At 59.1% G+C, this 16,945-nt stretch carries 15 protein-coding genes and 4 tRNA genes; 9 read left to right on the plus strand and 10 right to left on the minus strand.

Features of this window, described 5'->3' with window-relative positions:
• Positions 1-23 precede the first annotated feature (23 nt).
• Positions 24-713, minus strand: a complete 690-nt coding sequence (locus PspR84_RS24695) for an energy-coupling factor ABC transporter permease (protein WP_160059463.1) — start codon at positions 711-713, stop codon at positions 24-26.
• Positions 714-885: 172 nt separating this feature from the next.
• Between PspR84_RS24695 and PspR84_RS24700 the strand changes: the two genes are divergently transcribed.
• From PspR84_RS24700 to PspR84_RS24720, 5 genes are all read left to right on the plus strand, one after another.
• A complete protein-coding gene (locus PspR84_RS24700) occupies positions 886-1,512 on the plus strand; it encodes a DUF1780 domain-containing protein (protein WP_007909887.1) in 627 nt (208 codons plus the stop codon).
• The gene (locus PspR84_RS24705; RefSeq protein ID WP_160059464.1) at positions 1,509-2,036 is read left to right on the plus strand and encodes an MOSC domain-containing protein; all 528 of its coding nucleotides are present in this window, start codon (positions 1,509-1,511) and stop codon (positions 2,034-2,036) included. Before PspR84_RS24700 ends, PspR84_RS24705 begins: the two co-directional genes overlap by 4 nt.
• A 51-nt stretch (positions 2,037-2,087) precedes the next feature.
• A complete protein-coding gene (locus tag PspR84_RS24710; RefSeq protein ID WP_007909875.1) occupies positions 2,088-2,261 on the plus strand; it encodes a DUF3094 domain-containing protein in 174 nt (57 codons plus the stop codon).
• Positions 2,262-2,324: 63 nt separating this feature from the next.
• On the plus strand, positions 2,325-3,623 hold the full coding sequence (locus tag PspR84_RS24715; RefSeq protein WP_016986237.1) for an NAD(P)/FAD-dependent oxidoreductase: 1,299 nt from the start codon (positions 2,325-2,327) through the stop codon (positions 3,621-3,623).
• Between the two features lie 284 nt (positions 3,624-3,907).
• Positions 3,908-4,315 (plus strand): EF-hand domain-containing protein, encoded by a 408-nt coding sequence (locus tag PspR84_RS24720; RefSeq protein ID WP_160059465.1) that lies wholly within the window; start codon positions 3,908-3,910, stop codon positions 4,313-4,315.
• Between the two features lie 62 nt (positions 4,316-4,377).
• Here PspR84_RS24720 and PspR84_RS24725 read toward each other — a convergent pair whose 3' ends face one another.
• The 8 genes from PspR84_RS24725 to rluD form a co-directional block, all read right to left on the minus strand.
• Positions 4,378-6,003: a methyl-accepting chemotaxis protein gene (locus PspR84_RS24725; protein WP_160059466.1), complete on the minus strand. Its 1,626-nt coding sequence runs from the start codon at positions 6,001-6,003 to the stop codon at positions 4,378-4,380.
• A gap of 164 nt (positions 6,004-6,167) precedes the next feature.
• A tRNA-Pro gene (locus PspR84_RS24730) sits at positions 6,168-6,244 on the minus strand.
• A 97-nt stretch (positions 6,245-6,341) separates the two neighbouring features.
• A tRNA-Lys gene (locus PspR84_RS24735) sits at positions 6,342-6,417 on the minus strand.
• A gap of 5 nt (positions 6,418-6,422) precedes the next feature.
• Positions 6,423-6,499, minus strand: a tRNA-Pro gene (locus PspR84_RS24740).
• 9 nt (positions 6,500-6,508) lie between these two features.
• Positions 6,509-6,584: transfer RNA gene (locus PspR84_RS24745), tRNA-Asn, on the minus strand.
• 297 nt (positions 6,585-6,881) lie between these two features.
• Positions 6,882-9,446: an ATP-dependent chaperone ClpB gene (gene clpB, locus PspR84_RS24750; RefSeq protein ID WP_160059467.1), complete on the minus strand. Its 2,565-nt coding sequence runs from the start codon at positions 9,444-9,446 to the stop codon at positions 6,882-6,884.
• 129 nt (positions 9,447-9,575) lie between these two features.
• Positions 9,576-10,298 (minus strand): peptidoglycan editing factor PgeF, encoded by a 723-nt coding sequence (pgeF, locus tag PspR84_RS24755; RefSeq protein ID WP_160059468.1) that lies wholly within the window; start codon positions 10,296-10,298, stop codon positions 9,576-9,578.
• The gene (gene rluD / locus PspR84_RS24760) at positions 10,295-11,257 is read right to left on the minus strand and encodes a 23S rRNA pseudouridine(1911/1915/1917) synthase RluD (RefSeq protein WP_122592797.1); all 963 of its coding nucleotides are present in this window, start codon (positions 11,255-11,257) and stop codon (positions 10,295-10,297) included. Before rluD ends, pgeF begins: the two co-directional genes overlap by 4 nt.
• Positions 11,258-11,408: 151 nt before the next feature.
• On the opposite strand from rluD, the gene PspR84_RS24765 reads away from it, so the two are divergent.
• The 4 genes from PspR84_RS24765 to PspR84_RS24780 all read left to right on the plus strand — a co-directional run bounded on the left by PspR84_RS24765 (position 11,409) and on the right by PspR84_RS24780 (position 15,716).
• Positions 11,409-12,425: an outer membrane protein assembly factor BamD gene (locus PspR84_RS24765; RefSeq protein ID WP_160059469.1), complete on the plus strand. Its 1,017-nt coding sequence runs from the start codon at positions 11,409-11,411 to the stop codon at positions 12,423-12,425.
• Between the two features lie 126 nt (positions 12,426-12,551).
• Complete coding sequence (locus PspR84_RS24770) at positions 12,552-12,794, plus strand: PP0621 family protein (RefSeq protein ID WP_160059470.1); 243 nt, start codon at positions 12,552-12,554, stop codon at positions 12,792-12,794.
• Positions 12,784-14,373: an ATP-binding protein gene (locus tag PspR84_RS24775; RefSeq protein WP_160060140.1), complete on the plus strand. Its 1,590-nt coding sequence runs from the start codon at positions 12,784-12,786 to the stop codon at positions 14,371-14,373. Before PspR84_RS24770 ends, PspR84_RS24775 begins: the two co-directional genes overlap by 11 nt.
• Positions 14,370-15,716 carry a sigma-54 dependent transcriptional regulator gene (locus tag PspR84_RS24780; RefSeq protein WP_160059471.1) on the plus strand — a complete coding sequence of 449 codons (1,347 nt, stop codon included), beginning with the start codon at positions 14,370-14,372 and terminating at the stop codon, positions 15,714-15,716. The genes PspR84_RS24775 and PspR84_RS24780 overlap by 4 nt, the downstream gene beginning before the upstream one ends.
• Positions 15,717-15,831: 115 nt before the next feature.
• On the opposite strand, the gene thiO is transcribed toward PspR84_RS24780, so the two are convergent.
• Positions 15,832-16,932, minus strand: a complete 1,101-nt coding sequence (gene thiO, locus PspR84_RS24785; protein ID WP_160059472.1) for a glycine oxidase ThiO — start codon at positions 16,930-16,932, stop codon at positions 15,832-15,834.
• Between the last annotated feature and the right edge of the window lie 13 nt (positions 16,933-16,945).

Here is a 16,945-nt window from a genome sequence, read left to right on the forward strand (position 1 = left end):
GCGCGCAGCCGGTTTGATGTGGATCAAGACTTCGGATCGTCGTCCTTCCACGGCGCCGAAAGGTAGCGTGTGCGGTTGAAGGTCTCCAGCCATTCCGGGCTGAATACCACCAGGGCACTGACGATCATGCCGTTGATGAACGCCTCGGGAAACAGCAGCAGCCACAGATAACCGATGAAATCTTCCAGCCACTCCGGCATGGCAAAGAGACCGTCGTACCACAGCAGCGTCAGGCTGAGGATCAGGCACAACAGGGCTGACAGCGCGGCGGCAAAGAAGCCGGAACAGAAGATGTACACGAACGGATTGCGTGGCTGTGCGCGCTCGACGACGATCGCCACGCATTCGGTAACCAGCACCGGCAGCAAAATGAACAAAGTGCCATTGCCCCCGACGGCCAGTAGATCCTGACGCCCGAGCAGCACCAGACCCATTTGCGCGACCAGCCCGCCGACAATCGCCAGCGGCCAGTCCAGCAGCAACGTTACCGCCGTCATGCCGATGAAATGATAAGACACGCCCGTGTCGAAATCCCTGCGCACCAGCCACAACAGGAACAACGCGAACACCGTCCCGAACAGCAGATGCTGACGCCGGCTGTCACTGAACAACTCGACCCACGGCGCACGCAAAATCGCCCAGAGCAGCACCGGCACATAAATCAGCCAGCCGAGCGTCAGGCTCGCCGTCGAAAGCAGTTCAGCTCCAATCATTCCCTCACCCTCCATCGACATTCAGCTGTAGGAGCTGCCGAAGGCTGCGATCTTTTGATTTAACAGCAAGATCAAAAGATCGCAGCCTTCGGCAGCTCCTACAAGGGCAAGGTGAACGGGCGGTTCAAGCAAAGCTTTCTGCTTGTCGCATTTGAACGCTAAGCTTGGGCTTATGGATGACTCAGATTATTTACGCCTGCTGACCATCGCGGCCGAGCAGGCCAACGCCTTTCTGTCCAATGCCCGCAAATGGGAGCGTGAGCGTTGGGTCTGCCAGCGCCTGCTGCAAGGCCTGAACATTCCCTACCGCGCCGATGAATTCGCGCCGGCCGGCGAGCCGCCGGACGTGCTGTTTCGCGATGCCAATTTCGAGGTGTTCTTCGTGCTCGACGAGGGGCGCCGGCTCAACGATGAATGGCGCGATGAATTACAGCGACGACGCAGCGCCTTTTCTCTCAGCCAACTGGTGCGCCGTGAGGCCAAGCCCAAGCGCATTCCGGCCAATGAATTCCTGCTGCGACTGGCACCGACCTTGCGCAAGAAGGCGCACAACTACAAGGAACGTGGCATGGATCTGGGCGAACTGGATATCATCGCCTTCGCCAGCCTCAAACGTGAAGTACTGGACTTGAACAGCCATTTTCCACCGCCTACCGAATATCTGCGTCAGGGTTGGCGCTCGCTTTCCCTGGTTGGCCCGACCTTCGCCCGTGTGCTGTTCGCCCATCCGGACGCACCGGACTTTCTGCGTAGCAACCTCGGTCGCAGCATTGTTTTTGATGTGGGAATCAGCCTGTGACACCACTTCAGCAATTGATCGCCGATGTGCCGCAGACTGGGCGTGTGCGCTGGATCGGCGTGCGCCCCGAGTCGCGCGGGCCGATGATTGAACTTGATGCGGTGGAAGCGCGGCTGGAAGCAGGACTGACCGGCGATCACGCCCGCCCCGGTGTGCGTAACGCGCGGCAGGTGACGCTGATCCAGTGGGAACATCTGCCGGTGATCAGCGCATTGATGGGGCGCCCCGATGATCAACCTGTCAGGCCTGAAGATCTGCGCCGTAATCTCGTTATCAGCGGTATCAATTTGTTTAGCCTCAAGGGTCGGCGCTTTCGTATCGGTCAGGCAATATTCGAAACCACGGGCTGGTGTCAGCCCTGCGCACGGCTGCAGAACAACCTTGGCCCGGGCACCTTTCAAGCGGTGCGCGGCCATGGCGGAATTACCGCGCGGGTGTTACAAAGCGGGATCATTCGCCTCGAAGACCGGGTCAGCGTCGAACCGGTTCCGGACAGCGGCTATGCTGCGTTCAACCCCGGATAGAAACCGCTGTAGCTTCTGCCCATTCAGCAACGTCTACCTGACGAGGCAAATATGACCAGCCGCCTGAACCCCGAAGACCAGAAACATGTCGAAGAGTACCTGCAACTGTCCCAACACCGAGTCGAGCGCCGGCCTTTCCGGCCGTGGATGCTCCTGGTGCTGGTGCTGGCAGTGACCATTGGTCTGGGCCTGTTGAGCCGATTTATCAGTTACCTGACGCTATGAGCTGCCTCGCGCTCGCTTGGGTAACGACACCGATTTCCTTTAAAAACCTTGCGAGTTATTCCTATGTCCCATCGTATTGTTATTGTCGGCGGCGGCGCCGGCGGTCTGGAGTTGGCTACCCGTCTGGGTAAGACTCTGGGCAAGCGCGGCACGGCCAGTGTGATGCTGGTCGACGCCAATCTGACGCACATCTGGAAGCCGCTGTTGCACGAAGTGGCCGCCGGATCGCTGAACTCTTCCGAAGACGAACTCAACTATGTTGCCCAGGCAAAATGGAACCACTTCGAGTTCCAGCTGGGGCGCATGAGCGGGCTCGATCGCGCGCAGAAGAAAATCCAGTTGGCCGCCACCTACGATGAAAACGGCGTAGAACTGGTGCCGGCGAGGGAAGTGCAGTACGACTCGCTGGTGATCAGCGTCGGCAGCACCACCAATGATTTCGGCACGCAGGGCGCGGCGCAGCACTGCCTGTTCCTCGACACCCGCAAACAGGCCGAGCGCTTCCATCAGCAACTGCTTAATCACTATCTGCGTGCACACGCCGGGCAAACCGATGTGGTCGAGCAAATCAGTGTGGCCATCGTCGGCGCTGGCGCCACGGGTGTTGAACTGGCGGCAGAACTGCACAACGCCGCCCACGAACTGGCGGCTTATGGTCTGGACCGGATCAAACCGGAAAACATGCACATCACCCTGATCGAAGCCGGCCCACGGGTGTTGCCTGCCCTGCCGGAACGCATCAGCGGGCCGGTACACAAGACCCTGGAAAAACTCGGGGTCAATGTGATGACCAACGCTTCGGTCAGCGAAGTGACCGCCGACAGCCTGATCACTGCCGATGGCAATGAGATCAAGGCCAGCCTGAAAGTCTGGGCTGCCGGTATTCGCGCACCGGGTTTCCTCAAGGACATCGATGGCCTGGAAACCAACCGCATCAATCAGCTGCAAGTGTTGCCGACCCTGCAAACCACGCGCGATGAAAACATCTTCGCCTTCGGCGATTGCGCCGCGTGCCCGCAACCGGGCACTGATCGCAACGTGCCACCACGGGCGCAAGCCGCACACCAACAGGCATCGCTGCTGGCCAAATCGCTGAAACTGCGCATCGAAGGCAAGACTCTGCCGGAATACAAGTACACCGACTACGGCTCGCTGATCTCGCTGTCGCGTTTTTCCGCTGTGGGTAACTTGATGGGCAACCTGACCGGCAGCGTGATGCTCGAAGGCTGGCTGGCGCGGATGTTTTACGTGTCGCTGTATCGCATGCACCAGATGGCATTGTACGGGCCGTTCCGCACGGCGATGTTGATGCTGGGCAGCAAGATTGGTCGAGGCACCGAGCCGCGTTTGAAACTGCATTGATGTAAAAACCTGTAGGAGTGAGCCTGCTCGCGATAGCGGTGCGTCAGTCGACATCATTGTTGAATGACACACCGCTATCGCGAGCAGGCTCACTCCTACATTTGATTTGTGATTCTGTCTCGTAATGTATCTGCGTCCGTAATATCTAACCTTCGCTTACAAACTCCCCGCCTGGCGGCACCGTCGCGATACACCGCCACCGCTTAATGGCCACACCCGAGCAGCACCTGCTCAGGCAATCGTCCTTAACATGTGGTTGCACAGCGCAGCCCAGGAGAATGTAAATGTCCGGTACTTCGACCCTCGGTAAAAAATCCATTGGCCTGATCGGCGCCGCGCTGGCGGGCGGCTTGATGTTGTCCGGTTCGGTGTTTGCCGCTCAACCACTGACGCAGGGCTACATGGTCGCTTCGGCAGAAACTTCGGTGAAAGCGCCGGAGGGCAAATGCGGTGAAGGCAAATGTGGTGATGCTTCGATGGCCAAGACGGACAGCGACGGTGACGGCAAGGTCTCGCGCGCCGAATTCCTGAAAGTCGCGCCGAAGTCCGACTTCGACAAGATCGACACCAACTATGACGGTTTCATCGACGAGCAAGAGGCCTACAACAACGTGAAGGCCAACTTTGAAGCCAATGGCAAGAAGATGCCAAAAGGCCTGTTCGAGCACCTGAAAGATCAAGACGGCGCCTGATCAGCAGAAAAAACCAAGCCGCGCTTCTCTTGGCAGAAACGCGGCTTTTTCACGTCTGCCGTTTATAACTGGAAACGCCGGACCATGCCCTGCAAGGCGTTGGCCAGTTGCGACAACTCGTGGCTGGAGGCACTGGTCTGATCGGCACCGGCGGCCGAACGTACCGACAGATCACGAATGTTCACCAGGTTGCGATCCACTTCCCGCGCGACTTGCGCTTGTTCTTCCGCAGCACTGGCAATGACCAGATTACGCTCATGGATCTCATGCACCGAGGCGGTAATGGTTTGCAGCGCCTCACCAGCGCGCTCAGCCAACGCCAGCGTGGTCGTCGCCCGTGCGGTACTGGCCTGCATCGAATCCAGCGCCAGGCTCGAACCGCTGCGCATGCCCTGGACCATCTGCTCGATCTCCTGCGTCGACTGCTGCGTGCGATAAGCCAGCGCCCGCACTTCATCAGCCACTACGGCAAAGCCTCGTCCGCTCTCGCCGGCGCGCGCCGCTTCAATCGCTGCGTTGAGCGCCAGCAGATTGGTCTGCTCGGCAATCGCCCGAATCACGTCCAGCACTTTGCCGATGTCCTGCGACTGGTTGGCCAGTGATTGCACCAACTCGCCGGTTTGCTGCACATCGTTGGCCAGTGCGTTGATGGCGGTGGCGGTCTCACTGACGCGCACTTGGCCCAGATGCGCCGACTCGCTGGACTGGCGAGTCGCGTCAGATGTCGACACCGCATTGCGTGCGACCTCTTCCACCGCGGCGGTCATCTGGTTGACGGCAGTCGCGGCCTGTTCGATTTCGTTGTTCTGTTGTTGCAGCCCCTGTGTGCTGTCGAGCGTCACCGCATTGAGTTCATCGGCAGCCGTCGCCAGTTGCATCGCCGAACCGCTGATGCCTTGCAGCGTCTCACGCAGGTTCTGTTGCATGGTTGCCAAGGCTTTGAGCAAGCGACTGACTTCATCGTTGCCATGGGTTTCGATCGGTCGGGTCAGATCACCCTGCGCGACACTTTCTGCTGCACTCACTGCACTGCTCAGCGGACGAACGATGCTGCGCGTGAGCATCATCGCCAGTGCTACGGTGGCCAGTGCGGCCAAGGCAATGAACAAACTGACAATCGTGCGCGAGTTTTCGTAGTGCGCAGCGGACTTCTGGCTTTCGGCGGCGACCTGTTTGGCGAACAGGTCTGCCAGATCGTTGAGTTGCTTGCCGGAGCCATCGACCACTGTCTTCATGTCGACCAGCAACAATTTGGTCAGCTCATCACGCTTGCCTTGCTCAGCAAGGGCGAAGGATTGAGCGATGCCACTGCGATAGGCAGCGAAGGTTTTCTTGAACTGGTCGTATAGCTGCTGGCCTTCCGGGGTGTTGACCAGTTTGTCGTAAGCGGCGATTTTCTCGCTCAGCTCCTTGTCGCGGGTGTCCATCTGGCTGCGGTAGGTGGCGATATTGTTGGTGTCCTGATCCAGCGCCATGCGCAGCGAGATGGTGCGGATACGCAGCATGATCTCGCGAATCTCGTCGCCGCCACGAATACTTGGCAGCCACTGATTTTCCACAGCGACTTCACTGTCGCGAATACTCGACATCTGCCCGAGGGCAAAAACGCCGAGCAAGGCCACCAACACCGCGATCAGGGCGAACCCCAGGGCCGCCCGGGGAGCAATATTCAACTGACGAAGCAACATGACGAACGCCCTTATTCTTGTATTGGCCAGATTCAAGGGGCGAAGCCATGGCAGTCCCCTCGTGTTAGCGGGCTATCGGCAGGTTGTATGATGACTTGAAGGGGAAATGCGTTTTTGTCGGACAAAAAAAATCCCCGTATCTTTCGATACGAGGATTTTTAATATGGTCGGGGTAAGGGGATTCGAACTCCTGACATCCTGCTCCCAAAGCAGGCGCGCTACCGGACTGCGCTATACCCCGGTAAAAAAAAGGCGACCTTTCAAAGATCGCCTTCTTCGATCAGCGCTTTTGGCCTCTGATCTTAAGATTCGATCCCAGCGTTAACTGGTTTCAAAAATGGTGGGTCGTGTGGGATTCGAACCTACGACCAATTGGTTAAAAGCCAACTGCTCTACCAACTGAGCTAACGACCCAAAAATGGTCGGGGTAAGGGGATTCGAACTCCTGACATCCTGCTCCCAAAGCAGGCGCGCTACCGGACTGCGCTATACCCCGGCTTGAAATTGGCTCCGTGACCAGGACTCGAACCTGGGACCCAATGATTAACAGTCATTTGCTCTACCGACTGAGCTATCACGGAACTACATATTTCAATTTACAACGGTGAAACTTGTTGCATCTAGTCACTCGTTCGCATCGCTGCGTTCGTGTGTCTGAGGCGCGCTATTCTACAACCTAGAACACCTCTGTCAACCCCCTAAATTGCTTTCAAGTTAATGATTTGCAACTTATTTCAGATTTCAACTCAGTGAGCTGAGACCGTCTTGGCGACTGACTGCGGGGCGCACTTTACAAGCCTTTTCCTTTGAGTTCAACAGCCTAACGAAAAAAAAGGCCCTACGATGTAGGGCCTGCCAATTTTCATTGGCGCTTGGACTCAGTTGAAAACGATTTCGTCGTTCTCGACAGCCCCGCTCGCCGTGTCGCCTGGCATGAAGTGACCCGAAAGAATCAACTGCGCCAGCGGGTTTTCGATCCAGCGCTGAATCGCCCGCTTCAAAGGACGAGCGCCATACACCGGGTCGTAACCGACAGCAATCAACTTGTCCATCGCCTCCGGGCTGAGTTCCAGCTTCAGCTCACGCTCGGCCAGGCGAGTGCGCAGACGGCCCAACTGGATCTCGGTAATGCCCGCGATCTGATCCCGCGCCAAAGGCTCGAAGATCACCACTTCGTCGACCCGGTTGATGAACTCCGGACGGAAGTGCGACGTAAGCGCATCCATCACCGCTGCGCGCTGCGCCTCACGATCACCGACCAGTTCCTGGATCTGTACCGACCCCAGGTTCGAAGTCATGACGATCACAGTATTGCGGAAGTCCACCGTGCGGCCATGACTGTCGGTCAAGCGGCCATCCTCAAGCACTTGCAGCAAGATGTTGAACACATCCGGGTGTGCCTTCTCGACTTCGTCCAGCAGGATCACCGAGTACGGCTTGCGACGCACAGCCTCGGTCAGGTAACCGCCTTCTTCGTAACCGACGTATCCCGGTGGCGCACCGATCAGACGCGCCACGGAATGTTTCTCCATGAACTCGGACATGTCGATCCGTACCATCGCCTCTTCAGTATCAAAGAGGAATTCGGCCAGTGCCTTGCACAGCTCGGTTTTACCAACACCGGTCGGGCCGAGGAACATGAACGAGCCGCTTGGACGATTCGGGTCGGACAACCCGGCACGCGAACGCCGTACCGCGTTGGCCACAGCGACCACGGCTTCCTCCTGACCAATCACCCGTTTGTGCAACAGGCTTTCCATCTTCATCAGTTTGTCGCGCTCGCCTTCGAGCATTTTCGACACGGGAATGCCGGTCCACTTCGATACGACTTCGGCGATCTCTTCTTCAGTCACCTTGCTACGCAGCAGCTGGTTTTCGCTCTTGCCGTGCTGATCGACCATTTGCAGGCTGCGCTCCAGATCCGGGATCACCCCGTACTGCAACTCGGCCATGCGGTTAAGGTCGCCTTTACGGCGTGCGGCCTCCAGTTCCTGACGCGACTGTTCGATCTTCTGCTGAATCTGTGCAGAACCCTGCACCTCGGCTTTTTCCGAGTTCCAGATTTCTTCCAGATCCGAATACTCGCGCTCGTGACGGACGATTTCTTCCTGAAGTTTCTCCAGACGTTTCATCGCCGCTTCGTCGCTTTCTTTCTTCAGCGCCTGGGATTCCACCTTCAACTGAATCAGGCGACGCTCCAGACGATCGAGCACTTCCGGCTTGGAATCGATTTCCATACGGATGCGGCTGGCGGCCTCGTCGATCAGGTCGATGGCCTTGTCCGGCAACTGCCGGTCAGTGATGTAGCGATGGCTGAGCTTGGCCGCGGCGATGATCGCGCCGTCGGTGATTGCCACCTTGTGGTGAACCTCGTAACGCTCTTTAAGGCCACGCAGGATGGCGATGGTGTCTTCTTCACTCGGCTCATCCACCAATACTTTCTGGAAGCGTCGTTCGAGCGCCGCGTCCTTCTCTATATATTGGCGGTACTCGTTGAGCGTGGTCGCGCCGACGCAGTGCAACTCGCCGCGAGCCAGTGCAGGCTTGAGCATGTTGCCGGCATCCATCGAGCCTTCGCCTTTACCGGCGCCGACCATGGTGTGCAGTTCGTCGATGAACAGAATGATCTGCCCTTCCTGTTTAGACAGCTCGTTGAGCAGCGATTTCAGGCGCTCTTCGAACTCACCGCGATACTTGGCACCGGCAATCAGCGCGCCCATATCGAGCGAGAGCAGACGCTTGCCTTTGAGGCCGTCCGGCACTTCGCCGTTGATGATGCGCTGGGCCAGACCTTCGGCGATGGCGGTTTTACCCACGCCAGGTTCGCCGATCAGCACCGGGTTGTTCTTGGTGCGACGTTGCAGAACCTGAATGGTGCGACGAATTTCGTCATCACGACCGATCACCGGATCGAGCTTGCCGTCTTCGGCGCGCTTGGTCAGGTCAACGGTGTATTTATCCAGCGCCTGCCGCGACTCCTCGTGGTTGGCGTCGTTTACCGCTTCGCCGCCACGCAGGTTGTTGATCGCGTTTTCCAGGGCTTTCTTGCTCACGCCCTGGCCGAGCAGCAACTTGCCGAGCTTGCTGTTTTCGTCCATCGCGGCGAGCAACACCAGTTCGCTGGAGATGAACTGGTCGCCCTTCTGCTGGGCCAGACGGTCAGCCTGATTGAGCAGGCGCGCCAGATCCTGCGACATGTTGACGTCGCCGGTCGGGTTCTGGATTTTCGGTAATTGGTCGAGCTCTTTGGTCAGCTCTTTGCGCAAGCTGTTGACGTCGAAGCCCACCTGCATCAGCAGAGGTTTGATCGAACCACCCTGCTGTTCAAGCATGGCTTGCATCAAGTGCGCCGGCTCGATGGCCGGATGATCGTGGCCGACTGCCAACGACTGGGCGTCGGACAAGGCCAACTGTAATTTGCTGGTTAAACGGTCTATTCGCATAAGTCACCTTCCTTTTGAGCAGGCCGGACCTAAAAACCATCCTGAATAAAGAAACCTGCCAGATACCGCTATAGATGCGGTCGATTCTGCAAGATTCAAGCGTCAGAGGGTTGATGCAGATCAGAGAGTTTAGCGGGTGAGCCAGATAAGGGAGGCGAAGCGACCGGTGCGCGAAGCACGGCGATAAGAGAAGAAGCGTGAATCGGTCACGGTGCAGAAACCGCCACCATAAACAGCGGTGACACCACGTTCAGCCAGACGCAGGCGCGCCAGCAAATAGATGTCAGCCATGAACTTGCCGGCATTGTCGCTCGGCACGAAGGCTTCTGCCGCCGCGGGCAATTGATTGATGAAGACTTCCCGCACTTCCGGGCCGACTTCAAAGGCTTTCGGGCCAATCGCCGGACCCAGCCAGACCAAAACGTCTCCAGCCGGAACATCGAGGCTGTCGAGAGTTGCCTCAAGCACGCCCGCCGCCAGACCACGCCAACCGGCATGAGCCGCCGCTACACGGGTGCCGGCACGATCGCAGAACAATGCAGGCAGGCAGTCCGCCGTCATCGCCGCGCAGGCAATGCCTGGCGTTGCCGTCCAGCTGGCATCGGCGGTCGCGACAATGCCCGGATCAGCATGCGCCACGGCAATCCCGTGCACTTGCTGCAACCAGGCAGGCTGTATAGAGAAGTGATCGGTGAGGCGCCGACGGTTCTCGGCCACAGCCTCAGGACGATCATCGACATGATCGCCCAGATTGAGGCTGTCGAACGGCGCCTCGCTGACGCCACCCTCGCGGGTGGTAACGCAGGCTTTGACGCTGGCCGGCGCAGGCCAGTCCGGCGTCAGCCAGTTCATCCGATGAACGCCTCGCGATCCTGCTTGAGCAGGGTCAACAGCCAGACGAAATCTTCTGGCAGCGGCGATTCCCAGCTCATGCGCACACCGGTCGTCGGATGATCCAGCTCAAGGAAACGCGCGTGCAGGGCCTGACGCGGGAAATGCTTGAGCGATTCAACCATCGTCGGGTTCGCGGCTGGCGGAATGCGGAAACGGCCGCCATACGCCGGGTCGCCGACCAACGGGAAGTTGATGTGCGACATGTGTACGCGGATCTGGTGAGTACGACCGGTTTCCAGCTTCACCCGTACGTGGGTGTGCGAACGGAAACGCTCCAGCACGCGGTAGTGGCTGACGGCAGGCTTGCCGCCTTCCATCACCGCCATGCGCTGACGCTGCTGGCCGTGGCGACCGATCGGGGCGTTGATCTTGCCCCCGGCGGTGACCACACCGATCACGATGCACTCATAGATGCGGCTGACGCTGCGACTCTGCAGTTGCGTAACCAGCTTGGTCTGCGCCTGAATGGTCTTGGCCACCACCATCAGACCGGTGGTGTCCTTGTCCAGACGATGCACGATGCCGGCGCGTGGGACATTGATGATGTCCGGCACGTGGTGCAGCAAGGCGTTGAGCAAAGTGCCATCGGCGTGACCGGCAGCCGGGTGCACCACCAGGCCCGCAGGCTTGTTGATCACCAGAATGTCGTCGTCTTCATAGACGATGTCGAGCTCGATGTCCTGGGCGATCCACTCGCCCTGGGCTTCCTGCTCGGCAGTCAGCTCAAGGATGGCACCGCCGTGCACGATGTCGCGCGGGCGGATGACCGCCCCGTCCACAGTCAGGCGACCTTCTTTGATCCAGGCGGAAAGGCGCGAGCGAGAGTGCTCAGCGAAGAGTTGGGCAGCGACTTGATCGAGGCGTTGGCCGCCCAATTCGGACGGCACCTCTGCGCGAAGTTCAATTTTATCGGACATGCTCTGACTGTGCGTCGGCACAGCTTTTGGTTTCGGCTGCGCGCTTGTGGTTAAATACGGCGTCTTTTGCCCCGAGGCTTTTCAACGGGGCGCTCATCATAACAGGACGGCCCCGCCCAAGACAGCGGCCGTCATAGGGACGCAAGCCGCCATGCAAGTGAAACACCTGCTGCTGATCGCCATCCTCGCATTGACCGCTGCTTGCTCATCGAAGGAAGTCGTAGACGAAAACCTCAGCGAAGCCGAGCTGTATCAGCAGGCTCAGACTGACCTGGACAACAATAGCTACACCAGCGCCACAGCCAAGCTGAAGGCTCTGGAGTCGCGTTATCCGTTCGGTCGCTACGCCGATCAGGCACAGCTGGAGCTGATCTACGCCAACTATAAAAACGCCGAGCCGGAAGCTGCAAAGTCCGCTGCCGAGCGTTTCATTCGTTTGCATCCGCAGCACCCGAACGTGGATTACGCGTATTACCTCAAAGGTCTGACGTCTTTCGACCAGGACGTCGGCCTGCTGGCGCGCTTCCTGCCGCTGGACATGACCAAGCGTGACCCGGGCGCCGCGCGCGACTCGTACAACGAGTTCGCCCAGCTGACCAGCCGCTACCCGAACAGCCGCTACGCGCCGGACGCCAAGCAGCGCATGATCTACCTGCGCAACCTGCTGGCGGCCTACGAAATTCACGTGGCCGACTACTACCTGACCCGTCAGGCCTATGTAGCCGCAGCCAACCGTGGTCGTTACGTCGTAGAAAACTTCCAGGAAACCCCATCGGTCGCCGATGGCCTGGCGGTAATGACTGAAGCCTATCAGCGTCTGCACCTGGACGAACTGGCGGCCACCAGCCTCGAAACCCTGAAGCTCAACTACCCGAACCACCCAAGCCTGCAGGACGGTCAGTTCGTGCCACGGGTTGCCGAAGCCGACAACCGCTCGTTCCTGAGCAAGGCGACTCTGGGTCTGATCGAATCGCGTCCACCGCTGCCGCCGGGCGAAACCCGCGCCAACCAGGACGTGCAGAAGCAGTTCCAGGACGCGAAAGACGCGATCCCGAACGAACTCAAGCCTAAAGACGAGAACGGCGACGTGATCGAAGAGCCGGAGCCTGAGTCGAGCAACACCGACCGCTCGTGGTTCAGCTACATGACTTTCGGCGTGTTCGACTGATCACACCGGCAGTACAGAAAAGGGAGATCTGCGGATCTCCCTTTTTCGTTTCCGCGCTTTAATCCGCTGTGCGCTTGTCGGGTCCTTGGCTAAACTGCGGGATCATCAGTCGAAAAGCCGCTCATCATGCTTCGTTTATTGTTCTGGATCGTCGTGATTTTCGCCGCCATCTGGCTGTGGCGTAAATTCAAGGCGCCTGCCGCGTCCTCTCAATCCAATCGCCCATCACGCGAGCAGGACGCCGCGCCGATGGTGCGTTGCGCCCATTGCGGCGTGCATCTGCCGCGCGACCGCGCGCTGAGCGTGCAACAACAGTGGTATTGCAGCCAGGCTCACCTCGAGCAAGGCCCGGGTGCCAGTGATCGCTGAGGCCACCCACGCCGACAGCAAACAGGCGCAGCGCCTGCTGCGCCTTTATCATCTCTACCGTTTAAGCGTCGGCATCACTCTGGTGCTGCTGATCTCCAGCAACATGGACAACCGCCTGCTGACGTCGGCCAACGACGAATTGCTGCGCGGCGGCAGTTGGCTGTACCTGATTCTCAACATTCTGTTGGTGGTATTCCTCGAGAACACGCGACGGCCGGCGCAACTGTTCAGCCTGGCCCTCGTCGATGTCCTGCTTTTATGCGCTTTGTTCTTTGCTGCCGGTGGCGTTGGCAGTGCGCTGGGCAATCTGCTGATCGTCTCGGTGGCGATCAGCAACACCTTGCTACGCCGGCGCATCGGCCTGTTGATCGCCGCCATCAGCGCGCTGGGCATCATCGGTTCGAGTGTCCTGCTGAGCTTCGATCATCCCCTGAGCGCCAATGAATACCTGCAAGCCGGCACGCTCGGCGCCCTGTGCTTTGCCGCATCATTACTGGTGCAGGGTCTGATCCGGCGCCTGGAGGTCAGTGAAACACTGGCCGAACAACGCGCCAGCGAAGTCGTCGGCCTCGAAGCATTGAACGCATTGATCTTGCAACGCATGCGTACCGGAATTCTGGTGCTCGATGAAGAACGTCGAGTGCAATTGGCCAACCACAGCGCCCAGACCTTACTCGCGCAAACACATTTGCAGGGCCATCTGATCGACGATTACTCGCCGGCTATGGTCGACCGCCTGCAACTGTGGATGAACAATCCGACCCTGCGCCCACAAAGCCTGAAAATTCCCGGCAATGGTCTGGAGTTGCAACCGAGCTTCATCGCGCTGGAACAAAGCCCCAACCAGCAAACCCTGGTATTTCTCGAAGACCTCGCGCAAATCGCCCAGCAGGCTCAGCAACTGAAGCTCGCCGCACTCGGGCGCCTGACCGCCGGCATCTCCCATGAAATCCGCAATCCACTTGGTGCCATCAGTCATGCCGCGCAGCTATTGGCTGAGTCCGAGGAACTCGACAGCGCCGATCGGCGTCTGACGCAGATTATTCAAGATCACTCCCAGCGCATGAACCGAGTCATCGAAAACGTCCTGCAACTGTCCCGCCGCCAGCAGAGCGCGCCACAACGGCTGGATCTCAAGCCGTGGCTGGAAAATTTCGTCGCCGAAAGCCGCGAACAGGCCAGCGAGCGCCAGCAGATTCATCTGCGGATCAATTCAGGGGACTTCACCACGCTGATGGACCCCAATCAGCTCACGCAGATTCTCGACAATCTGTTACGCAATGGCTGGCGCCACAGCGCCCTGCTGCATGATCAAGCCGAAGTCTGGCTGGCCCTGTTCACCGATCCCGACAGCCAGTTGGCGGTCCTCGAAGTGCAGGACAACGGCCCCGGCGTGCCGGCTGATGAGCAGACGCATCTGTTCGAACCGTTCTTCACCACCAGCAGCCAGGGCACCGGCCTTGGGCTTTATCTGTCCCGTGAGCTGTGCGAAAGCAACCAAGCGCGCCTAGACTTTCAATCACGCCAAGGCGGCGGCTGCTTTCGCATCACCTTTGCTCACGGACGGAAACAAAGTTGAATACGAGCCCACGGCAAAAAATCCTCATCGTCGACGACGAACCAGACATCCGCGAACTCCTGGAAATCACCCTGGGACGGATGAAACTCGACACCTGCTGCGCACGCAATCTGGCTGAAGCCCAAGCGCTGCTCAACCGCGAGAGCTTCGATCTGTGCCTGACCGACATGCGCCTGCCCGACGGTACCGGGCTGGAGCTGGTGCAGCATATTCAGCAACGTTATCCACAACTGCCCGTAGCGATGATCACCGCCTATGGCAGCCTGGAAACGGCCATCAACGCCTTGAAAGCCGGGGCTTTCGACTTCCTGACCAAACCGGTCGACCTCACCCGCTTGCGAGAACTGGTCGGCGCCGCCCTGCGCATGCCGGCGGCAGGAGGCAGCTTTACAGCGATTGATCGACGCTTGCTGGGCGACTCGCCACCGATGCGCAGTCTGCGCAAGCAAATCGACAAACTCGCCCGCAGTCAGGCGCCGGTGTATATCAGTGGCGAGTCAGGCAGTGGCAAGGAACTGGTCGCTCGCCTGATCCATGAGCAAGGGCCGCGCGCCAACCAGCCGTTCGTGCCGGTCAACTGCGGAGCAATCCCTTCGGAGCTGATGGAAAGCGAATTTTTCGGTCACCGCAAAGGCAGTTTCACTGGCGCGGTCGAAGACAAGCCGGGGTTGTTCCAGGCGGCCCACGGCGGCACGTTGTTTCTCGATGAAGTGGCGGACTTGCCGTTGTCGATGCAAGTCAAACTGCTGCGGGCGATTCAGGAGAAAGCCGTGCGCAGTGTTGGCGGCCAGCAGGAAAGCGTGGTCGATGTGCGGATTCTCTGCGCCACGCACAAGGATCTCGATGCCGAGGTCGCCGCCGAACGCTTTCGTCAGGACCTTTATTACCGCTTGAACGTGATTGAACTGCGCGTGCCGTCCCTGCGCGAGCGGCGTGATGACATTGAAGTGCTGGCGGCCAATATGCTCAAGCGCTTGGCCAAGGACACCGGCCAACCGCCAGCACGACTGCATCCGCAGGCGCTGGAAGCATTGAAGAACTACCGGTTTCCGGGAAATGTTCGGGAGTTGGAGAACGTTCTCGAACGGGCGCACACCTTGTGCGAAAACCGCACGATCGAAGCTGAAGATTTACGTCTGAGCGAAGGCAACTGCGCGGCAGATGGCGGCATTGCCGATCTGACCCAGATCGACAATCTTGAGGATTATCTGGAGAACGTCGAGAGGAAGCTGATCTTGCAGGCGCTGGAGGAAACGCGCTGGAATCGCACGGCGGCGGCGCAGCGGTTGAGTCTATCGTTCAGGTCGATGCGCTACAGGCTGAAAAAATTAGGCCTGGATTGAGGACCCCTTCGCGAGCAGGCTCGCTCCCACACTGGATTTTTTGAACGACCAAAATCAACTGTGGAAGCGAGCCTGCTCGCGAAAGCGATTTGCCAGGCTCCAGAGATATACCTGACTAAATCCGGCCCTCGGGCGCATACGGCGCCGGATCAATAATCGGCGCCCTTCCCAGCATCACATCGGCAAACAACTGGCACGACGCCGGCGCCAGCACCAGCCCATTGCGGTAATGCCCGCAGTTCAGCCACAACCCGTCAAACCCCGGCACCCGGCCAATATACGGAATGCCCTCCGGCGACCCCGGACGCAACCCCGCCCAGTGCCCGACCACTTCGGCATCGGCCAACGCTGGCAATAACTCCACTGCCGAAGCCTTGAGACTTTCCAGCGCCACATCGGTCGGCGTCTTGTCGTAACCTTCGTGCTCCAGCGTGCTGCCGATCAGGATATGCCCGTCACGACGTGGAATCGCATAACGACCCTTGGCCAAGACCATGCTCGGCAAAAAGTCCGCTGCGCACTTGTAGAGAATCATCTGGCCTTTGACTGGTTCGACCGGCAGCGTCAGATCCAGCGTCTTGAGTAGATCGCCGCTCCACGCACCGGCCGTCAGCACGACCTGATCACCTTTGATCACGCCGTTGGAGGTTTCGACACCGACGACCTGTGCGCCCTCACGGACGAACCCGCTGACCTCGCACTGTTCGTGAATCGTCACGTTCGGCAGTGCCTGCAACGCCGCTTTCAGCGACTTCACCAGACGCGGATTGCGTACGTTGGCGACATCGGCCATGTAGATCGCCCGCGCGAACCCGCCACCGAGCACCGGCACCGCATCATGCGCCGCCGAGATATCCACAGCCCGCAACGGGCGATTTTCCCGATCGGCCCACGCCAGTGCCTCGGCTTCATCGTCCAGGTCCAGCCAGTACAGGCCGGTGGTATGAACTTCAGGATCAACCCCGGTATCGGCAAACAAACGCTCGCCGAGCTGTGGATAAAAGTCCTGCGACCAGTGCGCCAGTGCGGTAACCGCCGGGCTGTAGCGCCACGGATACAACGGCGAAACGATACCGCCGCCCGCCCAGGACGATTCCTGGCCGAGGTTCGAGCGATCGAGCAGCACCACGCTGCGTACTTCGGAGGCGAGGTTGTAGGCGGTCAGCAGGCCAATCACCCCGCCACCGACAATCACCACTTGCTGTTGCCTGGTCATGTTTGTTCCAACC

The sequence above is a fragment of the Pseudomonas sp. R84 genome (assembly GCF_009834515.1).
Lineage (GTDB): Bacteria > Pseudomonadota > Gammaproteobacteria > Pseudomonadales > Pseudomonadaceae > Aquipseudomonas.

What these genes read in the sequence shown, in the direction of transcription:
- PspR84_RS24695 (WP_160059463.1), bottom strand. Translation starts at nt 713, where the DNA reads ATGATTGGAGCTGAACTGCTTTCGACGGCGAGCCTGACGCTCGGCTGG.
- PspR84_RS24700 (WP_007909887.1), top strand. Translation starts at nt 886, where the DNA reads ATGGATGACTCAGATTATTTACGCCTGCTGACCATCGCGGCCGAGCAG.
- PspR84_RS24710 (WP_007909875.1), top strand. Translation starts at nt 2,088, where the DNA reads ATGACCAGCCGCCTGAACCCCGAAGACCAGAAACATGTCGAAGAGTAC.
- PspR84_RS24715 (WP_016986237.1), top strand. Translation starts at nt 2,325, where the DNA reads ATGTCCCATCGTATTGTTATTGTCGGCGGCGGCGCCGGCGGTCTGGAG.
- PspR84_RS24720 (WP_160059465.1), top strand. Translation starts at nt 3,908, where the DNA reads ATGTCCGGTACTTCGACCCTCGGTAAAAAATCCATTGGCCTGATCGGC.
- PspR84_RS24725 (WP_160059466.1), bottom strand. Translation starts at nt 6,003, where the DNA reads ATGTTGCTTCGTCAGTTGAATATTGCTCCCCGGGCGGCCCTGGGGTTC.
- clpB (WP_160059467.1), bottom strand. Translation starts at nt 9,446, where the DNA reads ATGCGAATAGACCGTTTAACCAGCAAATTACAGTTGGCCTTGTCCGAC.
- pgeF (WP_160059468.1), bottom strand. Translation starts at nt 10,298, where the DNA reads ATGAACTGGCTGACGCCGGACTGGCCTGCGCCGGCCAGCGTCAAAGCC.
- rluD (WP_122592797.1), bottom strand. Translation starts at nt 11,257, where the DNA reads ATGTCCGATAAAATTGAACTTCGCGCAGAGGTGCCGTCCGAATTGGGC.
- PspR84_RS24765 (WP_160059469.1), top strand. Translation starts at nt 11,409, where the DNA reads ATGCAAGTGAAACACCTGCTGCTGATCGCCATCCTCGCATTGACCGCT.
- PspR84_RS24770 (WP_160059470.1), top strand. Translation starts at nt 12,552, where the DNA reads ATGCTTCGTTTATTGTTCTGGATCGTCGTGATTTTCGCCGCCATCTGG.
- thiO (WP_160059472.1), bottom strand. Translation starts at nt 16,932, where the DNA reads ATGACCAGGCAACAGCAAGTGGTGATTGTCGGTGGCGGGGTGATTGGC.